Here is a 20,177-nt window from a genome sequence, read left to right on the forward strand (position 1 = left end):
TGTAGTGGGTTGTTTCCCTTTCCTGTGGTTTTGGTCACTCCCGATCTGAACCAAGCCCGCAGGCATTAAAAAAGCCCCTTGCGGGGCTTACTTATGTTTGCTTTAGATAGGTAAAGTAAAAGTCTAAAATTTGTTTAAATAGATTAATTGCTTCGTGATGTGCTTCAGCAATATTGGAATGTTCATGGGTGAAATAAAACTCATGTGGTGCTTTATCTATGTAGATAGTAATAATGTTTGCATCTTGCATTTGACAGTTTCCAAAGGACACGCAAAATGTACCTTTTGGACTTTCAAGATAGGCTCTTGAGTAGTAATCGAAGTTTGCTTTTTCAAAAGCATTTAGTAGTTCAATAACTATTTTTTTAGTATCCAACTTTGTGAAAATATTGTTCATAATTAATCACCTATTATTTAAGTCGCCAATCGACTTAATAAATACATTATACATATAATGATTTGTGAGTACAAAACAATATATGTAAACTTTTGAAATTATTATTACTGCTATACTAATTAACATTAATACGCATAATATGATTTGTGAGTACAATACAACTTAGGTATAATATTAGCTCGAAAGTTTACGCACGTATTGGGAATGCTTCAGCATACCCAATGCTAAGTAAAGCTTTGAGCAATCAACCGACTGTAGGCAAGGGCTACCGTTCTCGCAGGCATAGAGGGCGATAGTAGAAACACTATATATAGTGGCTAGTAGGTATGAGATCCGCACTAGATATAGTGTTATAGAATTACTTAATTAAAAGCAGGGCAGGGCTTCATGGCGAACTTATCTAATGAATTTGCAATACCTTTAAAGGTCGTTACTGCACGTTGCCAACACTTGAAAGCAAGTTTTAAGGGTATCTTTAATAAGATTGAATCAAAGGCTATCAAGTATAAAAACGATGATAAAAAAATTAGTTCTTTGGTCACTTGGGATGATTGGATATATGCAGGCTTAGACTGCTATGCTCCAGACTGGCAGAAAGGTTTAAATGTTGGTGATGCAATTCCCGATCATCTAATCAATAATTTGCCTTGTCCTACTGGTGAACTGGTCACGCTCGGTTCTTGGATGCTGACAAAGAATATTTATAGATTTGAAAATGAGGTAGCAACTGAACTAACAAAAAGTAAATTTGAGGGCAATTTGCCAAACTTTTTGATCAATGTTCCTGAGCTGTGCATTTACGTTCAAACTGATAATTTTGATTTGCACTTTCAGCAATCTAAAATTTATGGAGTGATATTTACCTTAACTGAACTTTGCTATCAAAAAGTTTTAGTATCTACGATTTTTCTTGATACTGGTTTAACTCGAACAATCGTCTTATTAGTCAATGAAGAAAAAGCTATAGAAGATTGTTTATCAGATTTCATAGATGAATTTCATGATGACCGTTCAATATTAGATGAAAATGAAATAGATCAATACCAATCCCTACAAAAGCAACTTATCAATATTTTGCTTTGGTTCAGTTTATCTAAGCCTGATTATGTCCCATTGCTTCCTGACAACCATAAGGAAAGGGTAGGCGTTCAGACCGTAAAGCGTGTGCCTAGATTATTTGAAGCCCAAAAGTACAAGCCTTTTATTGCAGGCAAGGAAATGTCTAAGCAGATTAAAGCCGTAAATGATCAATTAACTGAATATTCTAAACAATCATCAAAAGTACACCGCAGACCACATTTAAGGCGGGCGCACTATCACTTGTATTGGTATGGGGCAAAAGGTAGTTATGAACGATACGATTTTAAATGGATACCTATAACTTTAGTTGGCGGTACTATAAAAAATATGGACTGACCTTTTTGACATTTCCCCCGCACTCATAACCCACTTAAATCATTCAATAAAGTAGATGCCTGGTCAAGACTGCATACTTGCAGTTTTGACCAAGCATCGGAATATGATTTTTCACAGTAAGAGTTTTGGCCAAGTATGGACCAAGCAATGAAATTGCAAGTCCATACGTGCTAAAACGGTTTTAATTAATAGGGTAGGGCGGTTTTAATGGCGGGAAAACATAGAAGATAGACTGGCATAAGTAATGCCCAAAAGTAGCAAAATTCCACGTATTCGCAAAATTAGAAAACAGAATACAAGCATACTTAACCAAAAAAACTTAGTCCCAGTTAAGCTAGGGAAAAAGAACATAATAATTGCAGGCATTAAAAAGCCAGTGATGATAAGTACCCTGATTATAATTTTCTGCATGTCAGTCCCTCCAAAGACAAATAAGCCCCACTTATTGGCGGGGCGGTATTTCTAGCAACTTAAAAATATTAGATAGATAGGGTCGCTTATTTTGGCTCTCCAATTCATTTATAGCGTACTCAATTGCAACCTGATCTACCTGTGTAATTAGGTAATCAAAGTTTTTTTGATCAATTTCATTATTTATGATCACCTTATTTTTTAGATCATTTAGGTTCATATCAAGCCCTTAATTTTCATCAAGCTTTAATAAGTTTTCATTGATAAGCCAAGCCGATAATGCCTGTCTAATTTGGTCACTTCGGTTGATACCATGAACAGCCTTAAAGCTGTTTATCTTCACATCATACAAGTGATTAATGGTGTAGATTAATTGCTTAGAATTACCCTTACTTAATTCTTCACTGTATGGCGCACTTGGATTGTTTAAATAGAAGTCCAAAGCCGATCTAGCAATATCTGCTAGTACGACTTTTCTTTTATCCGCTACTTTCTCGATCTTTTTGTATAGATCGGGATTGATCTTAATTTTTTGAATTTTGTCAAAGTTCAAAGAATTAACAATGTGAGCCTTTTCATTTGCAATATGGGCATTGCTACTGGTCACAGTAGCATTGCCTTTAGGTGCTTTCATTCAGTCATTCCCTCACGTTGTAAAATTTCATCAATTAAAGCATCGACTTCGGCAATTGCTTTCTTATCCTGTTTCCCATGATCATCTTTATATTCATAGATAGACAAGCCCTCGCCCAATGAACGTGAAAAAGCAGTTCGTAACGCAATCTTAGTGTCCAAAATTGGTAAAGGGTAACTTTCAGCTAACCACTCTTTAACCTCATTAAAGACCTTAGTTTGTGGGTTTACGCCACTCAATAAAAAGTAAGCTGAAAAATCACGATAGCCCTTAATTTCATTGATTGATTTTAAGGTTTCTTTAGTAGCCCAAGCATCCAATGGACTTGTCGTATTTGGAACGATCGCAACGTCACAAGCTACAATAGCAAGGCGTGTTAATTCTGACTGTCTGCCTGCGCTGTCAGTGATTACAAAGTCATATTTTGATTTAATTTTAGCAATCTCTTTGGCTAAGTTGGTTTTTGGTACACCAATAACAGTAAAGCCTAAATCAATATCTGCTTCTTCACGTACAGTAGCCCAGTCAAGTGAACTAGCTTGCGGGTCACCATCAACTAACAGTACGTCATACCCACGTAGAGATAAGCCCATAGCTAAATTAATTGAAGTCGTTGTTTTAGATACACCGCCTTTCTGATTAACCAATGCTATTACTTTAGATAATTTTTCAGTGTTATTGCTCATGTTCTTTTCCTTTAAATTAAGTATTGTCTGTTGTTTTTACTGATCGTCTGCTTTCAGGAAGAATGCCTTTATCGACCATTGAATTAATTAAAAAATCTGTTTGGCTTAAATTGTTATCTTTGCAGAATTTAATAAGTTTCAACTTATCTTCATGGTTCATACGTGTTTGAAATCTATCTTCTTTGACAACTTCTTTAACACTGTTTTGATTACCAATCATTGTTGATCTTGTCTTACCTTTAGTAGATTTAATCATAGGTATATTCCCTAACTATTTATACATATATTAATTTGTACTCACAAAACAATCAAGGGGTATTTTAGATACTTTTGTAATTGTTCTCTATTGTTCTAATAGTTTGTTATTTAAAGTCTTTATAAGTAAAACTATATATAAGCAATACTTATATATGTACTGGGAATAGGCGCTATTACAATAAGGCGCTTATCTGCTTCAACCTCACAACCTTAGTCGTTTTCGCTTCGCTTCAACCGCCTTGCGGTTGGTGAGATTGAGCAGATTTCGGCAATATTCACCCTAGATAGCCTAAGCAAAAAAAATTGCTTAAAATGGCTATCTTGAATATTGCCGTTGTAGCATTGCTGTCGGAGCCGACATCGCTTTCAATCGACACTGTATGCCAATGTAAGGGCATAACAGCAAGTGAGTATTTAGAGCCTTACAGCTCCCCTGCACACGCATTAGCTCACTCACTAGGTCGGCAATCTCAAGGAGGGTTTCCCCAACGTCTTATTTATGCCAGTTCCTAGCGTATTCCCTGCGTCCCCGCCTATTGTGCGTTCATCAGCAAGCGGGCGTTTTACACTGGCTAGGTGCTTAACTCTTGCGTTGGTGATACTGCCGTCACTTGTATCCTCCTGCTACACCAACCGTCTTTAAAACTCTATGCCATTGTTGACCCATTTAAGGCAATGCACTTACAAACATAAAGTTTTATAAAACACAGGAGTAGACGAAGCTCGGCAAATAAACAATGCGCTTATTTGATACACGAATAGACACTAAATTAACGAAGTTTTTTCATTGTATGACTTGCAAAATCTAATATAAATGCAATAATAGAGTTCAGGTACAAGCCTTTCAGGTGAAATCATAACGGTCGCCAAACCTTATGATCTTCGTTAGATGATGTTTACCGCATCAAATAACTGTGTACCGAAGAATATAGAACATAGCCCCGATAGTTGCAAGACTATCGGGGCTTTTTCTTTGTGCGCTATTTCACAATTTCCCTATAACAATCAAAAACTTTTTTTTGCTATTTATTGAAATATCATAGAGTTATAACTCTAAATCACCCTAAATAAAGGGTATCACCACACGCTTAATTATTATTCATAAAATCAAAATAAATTAACTATCGCCCTCTGTGCCTGCGGGAACGGTAGCCCTTACCTACAGTCGGTTGATTGCTCAAAGCTTTACTTAGCATTGGGTATGCTGAAGCATTCCCAATACGTGCATAAACTTTCGAGCCTTTATACTCAATAGTAAAAAATTACAATTAAGTGATTGAATATGAATACTTAATAATAAGAGTGTTATCTTTTTGTTTACCATTTAAAACAGTTGAAATGGTTAGATTTTAGTAAACTTGTTCTATTTTTAAACTTATAGAGTTATACTGTTATAACTCTATAACCGATAAGGCTAGAACTATGAAAAAAATCTTCGTCACAATGGGCATTTTGAGCCTAACAGCACTTACAGCCTGTGCCACAAATACATCATCACAAAAGGGATTAAAAAAATCACCATGCGCTTGCGTATATCAACCAATCCCAAGCGCTGAAAATCAAATCTCTGACCCATTCGCTCAAGTAACTAAAACGGTAAAAACTGGGGGTAATGTCGTATGAAAAAACTATTACTTCCGATCGCTACGGCTTTAGTTTTGACGGCTTGTTCTGACGAGCCTAAAGCGCCTGAAGTGAAAGGGGATGACTATGTAGGCGTTTGGATGAACCCAATAGGGCAACAATCGCAATCAGCAAATGACGTAATTATCAATGATCGAATCATTATTGATAAAAGCACAACTAAAGACGTTTACACCGTCACTATTTTAGCTAAAGGCGTTTTTACAGACATGAAGTTTAAACCTGATAACGGTTTGCTTTGTGCGCCTAACGATGCTTGTTTTCAGCTTGTAGATGGAAAGCTAAAGCTTGGTAGTGAAAGCGGTGTTCTAACTTATGAGAGAGAACAGCAAAATGGAAATCAATAAAATTAAACTCGGTCTAGCTTCTGCGGTTGTCGCTTTAGGTCTAACTGGCTGTTTCACTTCTAAGCCTGACATTTCAGGCGTATGGGTTCCCGAACACACTCCAAAATCTGAATTTTTTTATTCGTACTATGTGATTTCTGAAGCTGATAAACAGGGCAATTTCCCAGTAAAGAAAGTCAATTATCAAATCCAAAACATGAACCAATATAACCCTGCAAAGTTGCCTAAATTTACTGGTGAATCAAGCGGGGTCTTAACATTCGTTAAAGACGATACATATTGCTATGAAGGCTCTTTGGCTAGTGATTGTTTTGTCTATTCAGACGGAAAATTAAGAAAATCAGATACACAAAACTTTTTCTTAAAGACTTCAAAAAACCCGCCCGAAATTCCAGTAATTCGCTGAGGTCACTATGAAAAAGATTATCTATGCTTTCTTGCTTCTGTTTAGTTTTTTTAGCTTTAGCTCGGCTTATGCGGTCGATAACTTTACCAATCCACAAGATTTAGGCAATGGCAGTACACCTACTGGGACGACTGGCGGTTCTAACGGTGCGTATAACTCTAATCAAATATCGCAGAATGTATCTGAAGTTACCAAAAATGGTATGTCTGAATTAGACAAGGTTGTTGATAGTCTGATTACTGGTGTTGATAAAAACATTAAAGACAATTTGCAAGGTTACTATCAGAAAGTCACAGCTCCAATCATTCCAGTTTTTGCAGGCTTTATCATTATTTGGATTTCGTTCCAAGCTATTAAAATGATGTTAGGCATGGCTGTAGAAATTCAGGGTGTGATAGCCACTTTCGTTATTATGCTGTTGATTTGGTCAATCGTATTTTCATGGGATGCTTTCTTTCCATACGTTGCTGAAGTATTCCTCGATGATGTACCGAACCTGATTACTGAAATGACAGGTACAGATTCAAAAACAACATTGCAGTCTTTTGTATCTATTATCTTTGAATCTATCGCATTAGCTTTTAATAACATTGATACAGGTATTACCAATGTCGTTTCGGGCTTCTTCTTTGTCCTGATCTATAGCTTGATTTTTGGTTTAGCCTGCATTGTCTGCGGTTTATTCTTCTTAATTTGGATTATCTGTAAAGTCATTATTGGCATTCTAATCGCAGTTGCACCGATTTTTCTTGCATGTGCAATGTTCCCTGCAACTCGCAGATATGCCACAAACTGGCTACAAGCAATTTTAACCCCTCTTGTTGTTCTTCTTTTGCTGATTGTGAGCTGTGACTTAGTGCTTACTTCAGTTGTCGCAGGCATTCAAAACCTTAATGAAAACGGCAGTACGTTTACTGGGGCTTTCATCATGGTAATTGTTTTGATCGTTGTTATTGGGCTGTTTTGGCTTGTTCCAAAAATTGCAATTTCTTTGGTCGGCAGTGGCTTTGAAGCTTCAACCAGTGCGACTTCAAGTATCACCAGTTCAGGCACCAATATGGTTAAAAGTTTTGGTCGTGGAGGTAAACGCTAATGACACCACAAGAAAAAGCGCAGTTAGACGCTCAAATTAAAGAGATTCAAGACAATACTAAAAAGTCTGAAAATCGTAACGGTAAAATCACTATTTGGGTTCTTGGTTTGGCGACCGTTCTAGGTATAGGTAATGTTGCTCAAGGTATCGCAATTAAAGGATTAACACCTTTAAAACAACCAGTTCCTATGATTGCTGTAATTGATTCTGAAACTGGAATTATGACCAGTGTAGAAAAGTTTGATTCAACTACTGACCCTAAACTTATTGAAAAATTAGTGACCTCCTACTTTTGGGACACTATCAGCAATCGCTATGGCTATTACGGCAAAGTTGGTAAAGACCAACTTTCTGCACAGTACAGCAAAGCTTCTATTTTCTTAGATAGCCAAGATCGTACCGACTTTGAAAATGAAGTTAGCGGAATGAATCAAAACTCACCTTACAACCAACTAGGTGAAACTGGCTCAATCACTCCTAAAGTTATTGCTGTCAACTTTCTTGGCAACAATAAAGTTCAAGCCAACTTTAAAACAACCGTTATTAAAGGTGCTGAAATTCGCCAGTACAGCTACACAGTGACGGCTGACTATATCACTGACAACTTTGACGATCTCAACGTAAAAGATCGTTGGATTAACCCATTTGGCGTGAAGTTTAAGAACTGGAACTTAACGCAAAACTCATCAAATGATGCGTTAGTTACTCAAAACCCAGTTACTCAACCATTGCCTAAACCTGAAGCAAGCACTGCTTCTGAGCCTGTGGCACAGACTTCTAATAATTAATAAGGTAATCGGATATGAAAAAGACCCTTATAAGCATTTTACTTACAGCAACGTGCATTGCTTCAGCGCCAACTTTTGCTCGTCAAATTCCTGTTGGTTTGAAAACGGATAACCGCATTAAAGTTGTTCCGTATTCTGAAAGCCACGTTGTTGAACTATCAACGACTTTTGGTATTTCAACTACTGTCGAGTTTGGAAATGAAACTATCCAAACTGTTGCTTCAGGTGACACGATTGGATGGCAAATAATCCCACAAGGTAATCGTCTATTCATCAAGCCTGCGGAAAAACCACAAGCAGGCATGAACCGTACAAACTTAACCGTAATCACTGATAAGCGAAATTATTACTTCAATCTATTCAATAGTTCACAACCAGTTTATGTACTGCGCTTTAACTATGCAGATGCCAATAGAACTAATCGTTTATTGGCACAACAAAATGCACCTCGTCCCGCTTTAGGTGAACTGCCTATGACAAGCCAAAAATGGGGAATGGATGCCACTAAAAGCAAATCTATTAAAGTTCTTGGCGTAAGTGATGATGACCAATTCACATTTATTCGTATTGCGAAAAATTCACCTCGTCCCGCAGTTTATGCGGTTAATGGTGAGGGATACGAAGAACTTACCAACTCAAGACAAGAGGGGGATGTAATCGTGATTGAGAAAGTAAACGATGCTTTCACTCTGCGACTTGGCAAAGAATACGTTTGTATTCTCCGTAAACCTGAAGTGATTGGAGGAAAATAAAATGACAAATGAAAATAAAAATTTGGGTAACGATGACTTTAAAACCCAAGATAACTTCAGCACTGAAAATCATGTTTTCCATGATGAAAAAAAAGAACATGGTAAAGATGATTTTGAACGTCAAGATGCTTTTGAGAATAAGCCTAAAACGTCTGTTAAAAATATAGACATAGGCAAATTGGTTAAGTTCGGTGGCTTACTAGCCCTCATTATTGGCTTGGTAATTTTTGGCGTTTATCTGAAATTGCAAAAGAACAAAGAAAGCCGTGTAGAAAGCGGTGTAGAAAGTGCTGTTGCTAAACCAGTAACAGGGATGGACGGCAGTAATTTTAATGGCATGGATAGATTCGGATTCGGAAATCCGCAACCAATCCCAACTGCGACTACCCCTGACCCTGTAAACCCTACTGAAAAAAGCCCTGAACAGCTCGAAATGGAGCGTCAATTAGCTGAACAGCAACAACAACTAGCAATGCAACAAGAGCAGGCTAGACAAGATGCTATGGCTAAAGAACAAGCCCTTTTAAACGCCCGCTACAAGTCTGGAATCATGGTTAATGAGAATGGCGGTAAAGGTGGCGGTGTTAGCCCTAATGGTGATGCTAGTGCAATGGCAGGCATACCGCCTGAACTTGCACCGTTATTTATGGGTATGCAAGCTTCACAACAATCTAATGCCAATGGCAACCAAGCGGGTGCAAGCAATGTAAATCCACGCATTGCAAATAGCACTGCGGGTTCTATGGGTGGTCGTTTTGATTCAAGCACTTCTAATCAAAAAGCGCCTATTGCTCATGCAAGTTATAACGCTGATCGTAGAATGCTTATACAACAAGGCAAGATCGTAGATGCAGTTTTAGAAACTGCTGTTAAAAGCGATTTACCAAGCAACATTATTGCTCGTGTAACTAATGATGTTTATAGCGAACAAGGACGTAATCGTTTACTGCCTGCGGGTACTCGTTTATTCGGTCAATACTCATCAATTGTTAATGACGGACAAGCAGAAATCGGGGCGGTTTGGAATCGTGCAATCACACCTAATGGCGTAGAAATTATGCTCGATAGCCCAAGCACTAACAGTCTTGGTATCGCAGGCTTAGGCGGTAAAGTGAACAACCATTATGGGCGCATATTCGGAACAGCTACTTTACTTAGCATTATTGGTGCGGGTGTAAGTAATGCAGGTGTTAGCAGTAGCGACCAAAACAATGCTTCACAGACTTATCGTACTGAAGTTGCAAACTCATTCGGCAATCAAGCTGACCGTGTTCTACAACGTAACTTGTCAATTCCTCCGACTATTACAGTCGCTCACGGCACACGCATTAAAGTTCTAGTTGCTAAAGACTTGGACTTTTCAACTATTTTAAACCAATAAGAAAGGCGCTTAATTATGTCAATCCTTGTACTTGAAGATTTGAAAAAAGCTTTTGGTGATGATCTTGATAATGATCAAATTACTGAAATTTCAGTTAATAAGCCTTTGGAATATTTCATTGCTATGAAAGGTACAAGGGACATGATTAAAAAAGAGAATCCTAACCTTACCTATGCGCTTTTGAAGCGATTAGCCGAAGGCATTGCAACTGAAACCAATCAAACAATTTCAGAAGCACAGCCTTTGCTTTCTGCTCAAATTGCATCACCGCAACATGAGGGTTTATTTTTCCGTATTCAATTTGTCCGTGACCCTGCCGTAACTGGCGGGTCGATCGGCTTATCTATTCGTAAACCAAGTATTTTAAGTCTGCCATTTTCAGCTTATGAGGAAGTTTTAAATTCTGTTGAACCATTTGCAAAAATCACTGCAAAAGATCAAGAGCTATTCGATTTATACGAAGCCCGAAACTTTCATGAGTTCATTCGTAAAGCGGTGGGTTATGAAAAAAATATCATTATTTCTGCGGGTACAGGTTCAGGAAAAACAACTTTTTTTAACTCCATTATTCATGACTGCATACCACTGGGCGAACGACTAATCACTATTGAAGATGCTAAGGAGTTACGCCCTCCGCATGAAAATACGTTGCAACTTTATTATTCAAGAGGTGGACAGGGTAAAGCTAAAGTCGATGCACAGTCATTAATGGAAGCTTGCCTGCGTTTGTATCCAAAACGCATTTTACTGGGTGAGATTCGAGGTGCTGAAGCATTCACTTATTTAAACCTAATTTCTTCAGGGCATGGCGGTTCAATTGCGACATTACATGCCAATGACCCACTTAATGCTATTGAGCGTTTAACGCTTATGGTTCTTATGGCAGGCACTACATTAACCAGTGACCAAGTTAAATCTTTTGTTAAACAAAGTGTAGACATTATTGTTCAACTTGGAAGAACAGAAACAGGCGGTTATGGCTGTTCAGCTATTTATTTTAAAGCTTATGAGGATTTCAAAAATGAAAAAACACATTTTTCTAGCGTTGCTTAGTTTAGCTAGTGTTGCCTGCTCATCTAAGGGCTTGGACGGACAATACAATCGTATTGATCAAACAGCATTTGAGAAAGAACAAGGCATGAGTAGCGGGCTTATCGTTGCCAATAAAGGTACTCAAGTTACCTTAAAAAACTCATGGGGTGATGTTGCATTATCGGCTGTAGAGAAAGATAAAAAAATGGTTGTTCAATATAACAATCAAGACGCTTTCTTAATGGAACAAAAGGGCGGTGTTATTACTCTGACCGATGTTGATAACCCAAGCCAAGCATACAAATTTAAAAAGGACTAAGCCATGAAAAAAACAACTATTGCTCTTTGCGCCTTAATTAGTTTGTCTGCTGAAGCACAGTTACCGCAGACATTTACCCAAGTTCTTCAGTCATTTGCTCAAAGCAATAAATTAACTTATGTGCCTGAAGCTCCCAATCAAGGGAACTATGTCACTTATAAATTTTCAAGTGATGCCAGTTGCCAAAACGAAGCATGTGCCGATCTTAAAGTTTATTACAGCATTGACCCTGCTTGTGTACCGCAAGAAGTGGGGTTATTTGGTGAATTGCCAGTAAGCATCCCTAACGCAAAAGCATTGTTTGTATCTCCGACCATTTCTGACAATACAAGCCAAGCTCACGACTTCATGCGAGTTCAAGCAAATGGCGGGTGCTATGAGTTATCAATGGGTGAACAAGGCTCACACTATAAAACCTTAGTTGATCTAGCTAACCGTTTGGCTGTGGCTAAGTGATGAAATAGCAACGGGCCAAGTTTAAACAGGTAACGTAGTTCCTGGTTAAACTGTCCTCGTTGCGGTAGAGGAATAATGAAAATGAAATTAAAAAAACTATCGCTACTGGTACTGGTAGGTTTAAGCGGGGCAACTATTGCTTCAAATTTACCTTACAACGATATTGTGACTTCAGCTTCAGCTAAATATGGATATGACCCGCTTTTAATTCATGCAGTAATTCAAAAAGAATCTTCGCATAACAATACTGCTAAGTCAGGCGTAGGCGCTCAAGGTTTAATGCAACTTATGCCCGCAACGGCTCGTTCTTTGGGCGTTACCAATCCCAATGACCCCACACAAAATGTTAATGCGGGTACTCGTTACCTGAAGCAATTAAATCAGCAATTCGGCAACATGCCCCATGCACTCTATGCCTATAACTGGGGTATGGGTAATTTACGTTCGTATCTGAAAGGTAATAAAAAAGTTATGCCTAAAGAAACGCAAGACTATGTGCCTAAGATCGCCCAGTTTTATAGAAATTATGGCGGTACTGGTTCATATTTTGGTGGCAACGTAATTAAAGGCGGGACTACTTCAGGTGGCAAGCCTGCAACGACTGGCATAGAAAACAGTAATCAGAAGAAGATACAAGCCAAGCTAGAAACACAAAGCGCATGTAAGCCTGTAAAGCTACCTGAAGCAGAACAAGTTGATATTGATTCACCTATCAACCTACCGCCTGTTCCCCCTGTAACTGGTGGCGTAGGTAAAACAGTTTTTGACCCGACAAAAAATGCCGATGCAGTTCTACAAGTTCAAGAATTAATGAAGCAGATTCAAGTCTTGAAAGGGCAATATGACAGTGTGACTAAAGGGCTTGCAGGGCTAGGACTTCTTACCAATGTGATGCAAATTGCAGGCTTTGAATTGCCTAATGGCTTTGATGCTCAACCGACTAATATTTTCAATACACCTAAAGAGCAAAACGCCTACAACGAATTGCAACGTCAAATTGCGACCAATACTGGTGTATATGCAAGCAAGGAATTGGCACAGATTCAAAACATAACTGCAAGCCGTGTAAACACAGCTTATGTAGACGCTGAAGTAGCTTGGACACAAGTAAATTGTAATATGCAAAACCTAAAGTCGTTGGCTCAAGTAAGTACCAATACGTTAAAGCAATCAAAAGACTTGGCGAATGCCCTTGCTATTGAAAACAGTATGTTGGTAGCCAATCAAGCGAAGCTTAAAGCTAACATGCTCATGATGCAGTCAAGCATGGATTCTTATAAGGTCGCTTCCCATCAAGCCGTTCAAAAATTCTTGGGGACAGTAAAATGAATGATCAATCGCAAAAAATCTTCGGTCACGCTGTTTTAGCTGTTGTAATCACTGTGATTACAACATGGGCTATTTTTTTACCGAAGTTTTTTATTATCCCAAAAGATCATAAAGTCCAAGCTATTCTTTATGCAATTCCATTGACGTTTAAAACGCCTTTATACGTTTTAATATTGCTGTTGGCTTTGGTTATTAGTAGTGCTTTGGCTTGGTTTTATTTTCAAAACAATAAAACACCTTTTGGGGGCGAAAGATACGTTCGTGTTCTTCGGGGCTTGCAATTAGTAAGCCCATTCAAATTAAGAAGAATGACCAAAGAAAAAGATTACCAAATCCGTTTTTGCGGTATGCCTGTTCCTAAAGATTTAAAATATAAACACTTCCTTTTAACTGGTGGTACTGGTCAAGGTAAGTCAGTTTCAATCAGTGATTTTTTAGATTCTTGTGTTGCTGATTCTCGCAGTAAAACCCGCTTAATTGTGGTTGACCCTAACGGAACTTACGCAAGTTTATTTGCTAAGAAAGGTGATGTTATTTTCAACCCTTTCGATGCTCGATCAGTCCATTGGTCAGTGATTAATGAAGTACAAAATTCTTATGACATTGAAACATATTCAATGACAATCATTCCTAAATCTTCAGACGCAAATCACGAAAATTTTAATACGATGGCTCGTACTATTGTTAAGTCTGCCATGACCAAAGTTTTAGAAATGGATGAACTTACTAGAGAACAGCAGACACAACAATTTTTAGAAATTTTATTAATTTCAAGTGACGATAAACTCAAAGAGTTTTTAGTAGGTACTCAAGCTTACAGCTTACTTGGCAACTCTGAATTAGTCGGTACTTTACGCAGTATTGTTACTACATATTTAAGCCCTCACACTCATTCTAAAATTGGTGATTTTTCGTTTAGGGATTATTTAAAGCATGGTACTGGCAATATTTTTATTACTTGGCGTGAAGATCAATTAACTGCATTGCAACCATTAGTTAGCTGTGCGACTGACGTTATTTGTAGTTCTTTATTATCTGACTTTGATAACTATTCTGATTTTATATTCTGCCTAGATGAACTCGGCTCTTTGAACCGTTTATCGTATCTCGAAGCAGTATTAACTAAAGGACGTAAACATAGACTTATTGCTTTAGCAGGCATTCAAAGTCTGGCTCAATTAATCACGATCTATGGAGAAAAATTCTCTATTACGCTACGTGGTTGTTTTTCTTCTTTTGGTGTCTGTGCTGTCAACTCTCAAGACACTTATACACCCCAAGAATATGAAAAAGCTTTCGGTGCAATTGAAGTATTAAGGAAAATGAAATCTGCAAATAAAGATTCAAGACCTGAACTTGTAAAAGAAAAAGAAAATGTAGTTAAAGCTGAAGAAATAAGCAGTCTTAAACCTCTGCACTTTTATATGAAGTTTTCAGGACATTACCCGCCAACTTTAGTAACGATGAAATACCGCACCTATGCTAAAGTTTCGGATTCTTTTTTGGCTGTATAGAAATTTTAGGGACAAGTTATGAAACGTGAACAACTTTATGTAAGTGATGAATTTTTCGCAGAAATGGACGAACACTTTTTGAGATATAAGCGTGGTGAATTAAAAGTTCCTGAAGAATTTAAGAACCGCAGACTTACCAAAAACTTAATTTATCTTATCGCTTTAGACCAGTTCTTTAAAGAGAAACATAAATTTTCAAATAGACCATTTATTGATTAAGCTAGTAGAGTTATACTGTTATAACTCTATAAGGAATAATGACAATGTTTAAAAAACTTATAATCGGTTTAGCTTGCAGTACGCCACTGTTTGTATATGCGTCACCTTATGATGATCTTATTCACAAACATTCTGTAGCCAATGGTTTAGACCCTAATTTAGTAACGGCAATTATGGCAAGAGAAAGCGCCTTTAAGCCAAATGCTCGATCACATAAAGATGCTAGGGGTTTGATGCAAGTCATTCCCTCTACAGCTCGTTTAATGGGTGTAGACCCTAGCCGATTATATGAACCTGAACAGTCTATTATTGCGGGTACTCGTTATCTCGCTTTCCTGAATAAAAGATTTAATGGTGATCTTACAAAAATGATTGCTGGATACAATGCAGGGCATGGGGCAGTTGAAAAGTTTGGAGGTATTCCCCCTTACCGTGAAACACAAAACTATGTACGCCTTGTATCCAGTAAATACCAAACACTAAATGGGGGTGGTTCATTTAAAACTTACACTGCAAATAATAACCCTACTGAAGCCAGTCGAAAAAGTGACATTCTAGTTCTCGCTTCATGGCAACAAAATCAGTACCCGCAATACTCCGCAAGTCAAAATCAAAGTACAGAAAACAATAGCTATTCAGCACAATCTGAACCTGTGCGCCTGCGTGTAAATAATCAACCAAGCAATCAACCAAACGTGCAACAAGCATCGTTTGTTCAAACTCTTAACAAAGGGCAATACGTCCAAGTATTTTAAGGAATAGATCATGAATCTTTTAAATAAACTCAATCCTAAGCAATACGCAATTGTCTTATTTGCTGTTTTTTATGCTCAATTGGCAAATGCTGCGTTTGGTCAAAAATTTGCTCAAAAGCTTAACCAATTTAATGATGAATTAGTCATTATCGCAGCAGTCGCTTTCGTGACTGGTGTTATTTGTTTGGCAATCACAATGCTTGGCGGTGGTAGTGAGAAAGTTAAGCGTTGGGGTATCGGCTTAATCGTTGCAGGTATCCTTGTTTTCGTTGCCCCTGATCTTGGTAATTTCTTCTTTAACTAAATAGGTGAGCCATGAGCAAAACCACTGAAAAAAACGAAGAAAAAGACTTGCTGTTTGCGGGTCTTGCCCGAACTGCAAGGGTGGCAAATATACCTGTAGATATTTTCACTTACTTTTTCCTAATTTGTGGTTTTGCTACGTGCTTTTTAGCACTAATTGGCAACCTAAAATTAGGATTAATAATATCGGGAATAATCTATTTATTGTTGGTTGTAGTGACCTACCAAGAAGATAGAGGGATTCAATATTTATGGTTTTCGATCAAACGTAGACTTCAGCGAACTAAAGTTTTTGGTGGCTATAGTTTTGATTCTCACGCAAAAGCTGACGATAAAAATATTGAATATAGTCAAAAGAAATTAGCGGGTGCTGAACAAATGGAAATCAATAATTTACCTTATCTAAGCCCAATCAATGAACATGATATTAAGCTAGTTAATGGTGATATTTTTACGGTTTTAAAAATTACTGGCTTTCCGTATGAAACTAAAAGCTATGCTCAATTAAAGACTTTAAAAAAATATCGTGCAGATATGTTTAAACAACTTGGCTCTCGTTTTGTTGTTAGCGTTTATTATGATCGTCACGAAGTTAAAACCGAAATACCGCCTGCAAATGGCAATGAATTTTCAGATAGTTTTAACCAAAAATATTATGAAAAACTATCTAATGAACGCATGTTTCAAAATGATATTTATGTGTCGTTGCTTGTCCGAAAATCTAACCCAAGTGACCCGCCTTTAACTCGTCTTAAAAATCTGTTTTTCAGAAGTGATAATGAAGAACAAATGATTGCCGAATTAAATAATGCAGTAAGTATGTTTAAAGAGTATCTGCAAGATGCGAACCCAAGACAGCTAGGCACTTATTCAAAAGATAGCGTTTTGTATTCTGAAACAGTGAATTTTCTCGGTTATTTATTAAACTTAGAAAAAGCAGAAATTCCACTTCATCCAACTGAAATCAGAAACTACTTAGGCTATACACGTAGAGTTTTTGCGCCTGATGGAACTATTAAATTCTATCACCCAAGCGGTGAATTAACGGCAGGGGCAATCTATAGTTTGCCTACTCCTAGCTATCCAGAGGGTAGCGATCACACCATGTTAGATGAATTTCTAAAAGTTGATCATCCTTTAATTATTTCTCAAACTTTCATGATGATGGACAGACGTAAATCTATCAGCATGAGTACAACTCGTCAGAACCAATTAAAAAATGCTCAAGACAAGTCAGAATCTCAAATTGAAGCGATTAATGTTGCCATTGATGACTTAGCTTCAGGGCGTATCTTAAACGGCATTTATTCATTAAATGTTTTAGTTACCTCTAAGACCCCATCTGAATTTAAAGAAGCAATGCAGAAAACTAGCGGGGCATTTCAGCGCAATCACATGATACCTAAAAAAGAAGATTTAATTTCTGAACCTACTTTTTACTCTATGTTGATTGGCAACTATCACTTACTCCAAAGACCCGCAACTATTAACACGACTAACTTTGCGGGCTTTGCCAGTATGCACAATAGTTCTACTGGCAAAAAAGATGGCAACCATTGGGGTGAGAATGTCATTCAGCTTAAAACGACAAGTAATACGCCTTACTACTTCAATTTCCATGAACATGATGTAGGTCATACTCGTATCACGACTGGTACTGGTGGCGGTAAGACTACTGTAATTAATACGCTTTTGACTGCTTCAGATAAGTTTAAGCCTTATATTTTTCATTTTGATTTTGAATATTCAGCTTCAGTTTGGATTAAAAGCATGGGCGGGCGACATACTGTTTTAAGTGAAATGGTTAAAACTGGTTGGAATCCATTGCAGTTAGATGACACGGAACAAAACCGTTTGTTTCTAAGAAATCTATTTTCTTTTATGGCTCAAGACTACAACGATAATGGTAATCCAAAGCCTTTAAGCACTGCTGAAGAAAACAAGATCAAAGACGTTGTAGATGCTGTTTATAGCTATGAAAAGCACCTTAGACGGCTTAGAAACTTTATTGGCTTGTTTGGTATGGCTGAAGATAACAACATGGCTGAACGCATGTCAAAATGGGTTAATGATGGGGTTTATGCCAATATTTTTGACAATGAAAGTGACAATTTCTCAATTGATGGCGCTCGAATTTTCGGCTATGAAATGAAAAATGTCATTGATAATGATGTGGTGTTAGGCGCTATGTCTATGTATATCTTCCATCAAATTGATATATCCATGTCTGAGGGCAAGCCCTTTATTGTTGTTGTCGAAGAAGGTCAAAGATATATCAGCAATCCGATTAACTTAGCATGGCTTAAAATCATGCTAACCACGTACCGTAGACGTAACGGTATGATGATCTTTGTTACGCCAACGCCTGAAGTCATTACAAGAGATGACGATCTGATCGGGCAGTTTAAAACATCAATTCTATTGCCGAATGATAAAGCGAATGTCGCTACATATATGGGTAATGAGAAAAATAATGGCTTAGGCTGTACTCAAGCAGAATTTGATTGGGTTGTGAATACACCGCCTTATTTACGCCAATTTATGATTAAAAACTCGCATGATTCAGTTATTAGCAAATTAGATTTAAGCAATATGTCTGAAATTATCCCAATACTTTCAGGCAATGAGTTAAGACACAATATTCTTGAGGAAATATTGAGTAAAGATGAAAACTTGACCTACTCCCAGTGGGTACACGAATTTAACGAAAGGGTGAAATCATGAAAATGAATAAAATAAAAATGTCGGCTGTAGCTTTTGCTTTAGCCTTTACTGCCAACACAGCAAACGCTTGGGACGTTGTATTCGACCCGACAGCCGTTGCAAATATGGTCAAGCAATTGGTTCAAATGCAACAGCAATACGAGATCATGAAGAAACAATATGAAAGTACGACTGGTAATACTGGTATCGGAACTTCAGGCGTTAAGAATGTGCAAGACGTTGTTTCAGGCTCTTGGCAAGACGTAGTAGCCAATCAAAAGACTGGCTCATTTGGTAATGCTCAAAAGGCTTATGACAAAGTGCTTACTACCATTGGTTCAGATGGTATGAATCAATTGCTAGGCAATGATCAATACAAGCGAAATTACAACACGGTTAAGACTGGCTTTGCTTTCAGTGATGCTTCCTATAATGCTTTAAATGAGCATGTAGCAAACTTAACCACACTGAAGAACAAAATTAACTCGACCCGCAATATTAAAGAAGCCCAAGACTTAGCAAATGCCATTGCTATTGAACAAGGTTATATCAACTCGATTGGTGCTAAATTGTCGGCTGTTCAAACTAACCTTGCATCTAACAATGCTTCAAGCGGTGTGACCAGTACGCAAAGCTTTAAATCGTGGTTTGGTAACTAATTTCATCACAAGCTAACAATTCAGGTTGTTAGCTTTTTTTTGTCTAAATTTTAGGATTATCTATGAAAAAAATCATAATCCCTGTATTAGCCTTAATCGCTTTCAATACATACGCTGAAACAGCACAGAATGGCACAGAAACGCCAGTTGCTATAGAGGCTAGTCATACATCACTGACCACTAAAAAAGGCGAAATAGAGGTTAAAAAAGACGGAAAAACTGTATCTGTTTCTAAAGTACCTGAAAGCCCTTTAATTAATACAGTCACAACTACACAAACAACTTCAAAAGCGCCTGAAGCTAAAAAAGTAGTAAAAGAGATCCAATCTGAATCAGTCAAAGAACCTGTAGTGATTTATCAAGCCAGTGAAATTATGCCTGAGCTTAGTCAAGCCGATCTTGACTATATCAAGGCTGTAAATTCAAACGATAAAATCAACTCAATTGAAAGCAAGATCGTTAATAACGAAGCGATTAGCAAAGAAGAATTGAAGATTTTACGCCAAAAGAATCCAAACTACTGATTGACCTTTTTGACAATTTCCTCGCACTCATAACCCACTTAAATCATTCAATAAAGTAGATGCCTGGTTAAGACTGCATACTTGCAGTTTTGACCAAGCATCGGGATATGATTTTTCACAGTAAGAGTTTTAGCACGTATGGACCAAGCAA

General features: G+C 37.6%; 22 protein-coding genes. 18 read left to right on the forward strand and 4 right to left on the reverse strand.

Annotation, left to right across the window (positions count from 1 at the left end; all coding sequences use genetic code 11):
• Positions 1 to 91 precede the first annotated feature (91 nt).
• Positions 92 to 397 (reverse strand): hypothetical protein, encoded by a 306-nt coding sequence (locus GA693_RS00275; protein WP_005000193.1) that lies wholly within the window; start codon positions 395 to 397, stop codon positions 92 to 94.
• A gap of 387 nt (positions 398 to 784) precedes the next feature.
• On the opposite strand from GA693_RS00275, the gene GA693_RS00280 reads away from it, so the two are divergent.
• Positions 785 to 1,813: a hypothetical protein gene (locus GA693_RS00280; RefSeq protein ID WP_005000195.1), complete on the forward strand. Its 1,029-nt coding sequence runs from the start codon at positions 785 to 787 to the stop codon at positions 1,811 to 1,813.
• Positions 1,814 to 2,453: 640 nt separating this feature from the next.
• Here the strand turns inward: GA693_RS00280 and GA693_RS00290 are convergent.
• Genes GA693_RS00290 through GA693_RS00300 form a run of 3 tightly spaced genes read right to left on the reverse strand, consistent with a single transcriptional unit; the run spans position 2,454 to position 3,800 of the window.
• Positions 2,454 to 2,858: a hypothetical protein gene (locus GA693_RS00290; protein ID WP_005000449.1), complete on the reverse strand. Its 405-nt coding sequence runs from the start codon at positions 2,856 to 2,858 to the stop codon at positions 2,454 to 2,456.
• Positions 2,855 to 3,544 (reverse strand): ParA family partition ATPase, encoded by a 690-nt coding sequence (gene parA / locus GA693_RS00295; protein WP_005000446.1) that lies wholly within the window; start codon positions 3,542 to 3,544, stop codon positions 2,855 to 2,857. The genes GA693_RS00290 and parA overlap by 4 nt, the downstream gene beginning before the upstream one ends.
• Before the next feature lie 16 nt (positions 3,545 to 3,560).
• Positions 3,561 to 3,800, reverse strand: a complete 240-nt coding sequence (locus tag GA693_RS00300) for a hypothetical protein (protein WP_005000443.1) — start codon at positions 3,798 to 3,800, stop codon at positions 3,561 to 3,563.
• A 1,621-nt stretch (positions 3,801 to 5,421) separates the two neighbouring features.
• On the opposite strand from GA693_RS00300, the gene GA693_RS00305 reads away from it, so the two are divergent.
• The 17 genes from GA693_RS00305 to GA693_RS00385 all read left to right on the forward strand — a co-directional run bounded on the left by GA693_RS00305 (position 5,422) and on the right by GA693_RS00385 (position 20,026).
• Entirely contained in the window at positions 5,422 to 5,793 is a 372-nt protein-coding gene (locus tag GA693_RS00305; RefSeq protein WP_005000442.1) for a hypothetical protein, read from the forward strand.
• Positions 5,780 to 6,199: a hypothetical protein gene (locus GA693_RS00310; RefSeq protein WP_005000439.1), complete on the forward strand. Its 420-nt coding sequence runs from the start codon at positions 5,780 to 5,782 to the stop codon at positions 6,197 to 6,199. Before GA693_RS00305 ends, GA693_RS00310 begins: the two co-directional genes overlap by 14 nt.
• A 7-nt stretch (positions 6,200 to 6,206) precedes the next feature.
• The gene (locus tag GA693_RS00315; RefSeq protein WP_005000437.1) at positions 6,207 to 7,292 is read left to right on the forward strand and encodes a type IV secretion system protein; all 1,086 of its coding nucleotides are present in this window, start codon (positions 6,207 to 6,209) and stop codon (positions 7,290 to 7,292) included.
• Positions 7,292 to 8,080, forward strand: a complete 789-nt coding sequence (locus tag GA693_RS00320; protein ID WP_005000436.1) for a VirB8/TrbF family protein — start codon at positions 7,292 to 7,294, stop codon at positions 8,078 to 8,080. Before GA693_RS00315 ends, GA693_RS00320 begins: the two co-directional genes overlap by 1 nt.
• A 14-nt stretch (positions 8,081 to 8,094) precedes the next feature.
• On the forward strand, positions 8,095 to 8,832 hold the full coding sequence (locus GA693_RS00325) for a TrbG/VirB9 family P-type conjugative transfer protein (RefSeq protein WP_005000435.1): 738 nt from the start codon (positions 8,095 to 8,097) through the stop codon (positions 8,830 to 8,832).
• 1 nt (position 8,833) lies between these two features.
• A complete protein-coding gene (locus GA693_RS00330) occupies positions 8,834 to 10,213 on the forward strand; it encodes a TrbI/VirB10 family protein (protein ID WP_005000433.1) in 1,380 nt (459 codons plus the stop codon).
• 15 nt (positions 10,214 to 10,228) lie between these two features.
• Positions 10,229 to 11,266, forward strand: a complete 1,038-nt coding sequence (gene virB11, locus GA693_RS00335) for a P-type DNA transfer ATPase VirB11 (protein ID WP_015060713.1) — start codon at positions 10,229 to 10,231, stop codon at positions 11,264 to 11,266.
• Positions 11,235 to 11,564, forward strand: coding sequence for a hypothetical protein (locus GA693_RS00340; RefSeq protein ID WP_004999338.1), 330 nt, complete (start codon positions 11,235 to 11,237; stop codon positions 11,562 to 11,564). The genes virB11 and GA693_RS00340 overlap by 32 nt, the downstream gene beginning before the upstream one ends.
• Positions 11,565 to 11,567: 3 nt before the next feature.
• Positions 11,568 to 12,020, forward strand: coding sequence for a hypothetical protein (locus tag GA693_RS00345; protein WP_004999340.1), 453 nt, complete (start codon positions 11,568 to 11,570; stop codon positions 12,018 to 12,020).
• An 81-nt stretch (positions 12,021 to 12,101) separates the two neighbouring features.
• Positions 12,102 to 13,349: a lytic transglycosylase domain-containing protein gene (locus GA693_RS00350; RefSeq protein ID WP_017480463.1), complete on the forward strand. Its 1,248-nt coding sequence runs from the start codon at positions 12,102 to 12,104 to the stop codon at positions 13,347 to 13,349.
• Positions 13,346 to 14,863: a type IV secretion system DNA-binding domain-containing protein gene (locus GA693_RS00355; protein WP_015060710.1), complete on the forward strand. Its 1,518-nt coding sequence runs from the start codon at positions 13,346 to 13,348 to the stop codon at positions 14,861 to 14,863. Before GA693_RS00350 ends, GA693_RS00355 begins: the two co-directional genes overlap by 4 nt.
• A gap of 18 nt (positions 14,864 to 14,881) precedes the next feature.
• Positions 14,882 to 15,082 carry a hypothetical protein gene (locus tag GA693_RS00360; RefSeq protein ID WP_004999346.1) on the forward strand — a complete coding sequence of 67 codons (201 nt, stop codon included), beginning with the start codon at positions 14,882 to 14,884 and terminating at the stop codon, positions 15,080 to 15,082.
• A 44-nt stretch (positions 15,083 to 15,126) separates the two neighbouring features.
• Positions 15,127 to 15,837: a lytic transglycosylase domain-containing protein gene (locus GA693_RS00365; RefSeq protein WP_017480462.1), complete on the forward strand. Its 711-nt coding sequence runs from the start codon at positions 15,127 to 15,129 to the stop codon at positions 15,835 to 15,837.
• A gap of 10 nt (positions 15,838 to 15,847) precedes the next feature.
• A complete protein-coding gene (locus GA693_RS00370; protein WP_017480461.1) occupies positions 15,848 to 16,141 on the forward strand; it encodes a TrbC/VirB2 family protein in 294 nt (97 codons plus the stop codon).
• Positions 16,142 to 16,152: 11 nt separating this feature from the next.
• Positions 16,153 to 18,864, forward strand: a complete 2,712-nt coding sequence (locus tag GA693_RS00375) for a VirB4 family type IV secretion/conjugal transfer ATPase (RefSeq protein WP_015060708.1) — start codon at positions 16,153 to 16,155, stop codon at positions 18,862 to 18,864.
• Entirely contained in the window at positions 18,861 to 19,502 is a 642-nt protein-coding gene (locus GA693_RS00380) for a type IV secretion system protein (protein WP_004999358.1), read from the forward strand. Before GA693_RS00375 ends, GA693_RS00380 begins: the two co-directional genes overlap by 4 nt.
• Before the next feature lie 62 nt (positions 19,503 to 19,564).
• On the forward strand, positions 19,565 to 20,026 hold the full coding sequence (locus tag GA693_RS00385; protein WP_015060707.1) for a hypothetical protein: 462 nt from the start codon (positions 19,565 to 19,567) through the stop codon (positions 20,024 to 20,026).
• The last annotated feature ends 151 nt before the right edge of the window (positions 20,027 to 20,177 follow it).

It is taken from the genome of Acinetobacter indicus, from assembly GCF_009914475.1.
Taxonomy (GTDB): domain Bacteria; phylum Pseudomonadota; class Gammaproteobacteria; order Pseudomonadales; family Moraxellaceae; genus Acinetobacter; species Acinetobacter indicus.

Excerpts from the sequence above, each read along its gene's own strand:
- GA693_RS00300 (WP_005000443.1), bottom strand. The coding sequence starts at position 3,800 with ATGATTAAATCTACTAAAGGTAAGACAAGATCAACAATGATTGGTAAT.
- GA693_RS00290 (WP_005000449.1), bottom strand. The coding sequence starts at position 2,858 with ATGAAAGCACCTAAAGGCAATGCTACTGTGACCAGTAGCAATGCCCAT.
- GA693_RS00315 (WP_005000437.1), top strand. The coding sequence starts at position 6,207 with ATGAAAAAGATTATCTATGCTTTCTTGCTTCTGTTTAGTTTTTTTAGC.
- GA693_RS00275 (WP_005000193.1), bottom strand. The coding sequence starts at position 397 with ATGAACAATATTTTCACAAAGTTGGATACTAAAAAAATAGTTATTGAA.
- GA693_RS00310 (WP_005000439.1), top strand. The coding sequence starts at position 5,780 with ATGGAAATCAATAAAATTAAACTCGGTCTAGCTTCTGCGGTTGTCGCT.
- GA693_RS00365 (WP_017480462.1), top strand. The coding sequence starts at position 15,127 with ATGTTTAAAAAACTTATAATCGGTTTAGCTTGCAGTACGCCACTGTTT.
- GA693_RS00385 (WP_015060707.1), top strand. The coding sequence starts at position 19,565 with ATGAAAAAAATCATAATCCCTGTATTAGCCTTAATCGCTTTCAATACA.
- virB11 (WP_015060713.1), top strand. The coding sequence starts at position 10,229 with ATGTCAATCCTTGTACTTGAAGATTTGAAAAAAGCTTTTGGTGATGAT.
- GA693_RS00320 (WP_005000436.1), top strand. The coding sequence starts at position 7,292 with ATGACACCACAAGAAAAAGCGCAGTTAGACGCTCAAATTAAAGAGATT.
- GA693_RS00375 (WP_015060708.1), top strand. The coding sequence starts at position 16,153 with ATGAGCAAAACCACTGAAAAAAACGAAGAAAAAGACTTGCTGTTTGCG.
- GA693_RS00305 (WP_005000442.1), top strand. The coding sequence starts at position 5,422 with ATGAAAAAACTATTACTTCCGATCGCTACGGCTTTAGTTTTGACGGCT.
- GA693_RS00350 (WP_017480463.1), top strand. The coding sequence starts at position 12,102 with ATGAAATTAAAAAAACTATCGCTACTGGTACTGGTAGGTTTAAGCGGG.
- GA693_RS00325 (WP_005000435.1), top strand. The coding sequence starts at position 8,095 with ATGAAAAAGACCCTTATAAGCATTTTACTTACAGCAACGTGCATTGCT.
- GA693_RS00355 (WP_015060710.1), top strand. The coding sequence starts at position 13,346 with ATGAATGATCAATCGCAAAAAATCTTCGGTCACGCTGTTTTAGCTGTT.
- GA693_RS00370 (WP_017480461.1), top strand. The coding sequence starts at position 15,848 with ATGAATCTTTTAAATAAACTCAATCCTAAGCAATACGCAATTGTCTTA.
- GA693_RS00360 (WP_004999346.1), top strand. The coding sequence starts at position 14,882 with ATGAAACGTGAACAACTTTATGTAAGTGATGAATTTTTCGCAGAAATG.
- parA (WP_005000446.1), bottom strand. The coding sequence starts at position 3,544 with ATGAGCAATAACACTGAAAAATTATCTAAAGTAATAGCATTGGTTAAT.
- GA693_RS00280 (WP_005000195.1), top strand. The coding sequence starts at position 785 with ATGGCGAACTTATCTAATGAATTTGCAATACCTTTAAAGGTCGTTACT.
- GA693_RS00345 (WP_004999340.1), top strand. The coding sequence starts at position 11,568 with ATGAAAAAAACAACTATTGCTCTTTGCGCCTTAATTAGTTTGTCTGCT.
- GA693_RS00330 (WP_005000433.1), top strand. The coding sequence starts at position 8,834 with ATGACAAATGAAAATAAAAATTTGGGTAACGATGACTTTAAAACCCAA.
- GA693_RS00380 (WP_004999358.1), top strand. The coding sequence starts at position 18,861 with ATGAAAATGAATAAAATAAAAATGTCGGCTGTAGCTTTTGCTTTAGCC.
- GA693_RS00340 (WP_004999338.1), top strand. The coding sequence starts at position 11,235 with ATGAAAAAACACATTTTTCTAGCGTTGCTTAGTTTAGCTAGTGTTGCC.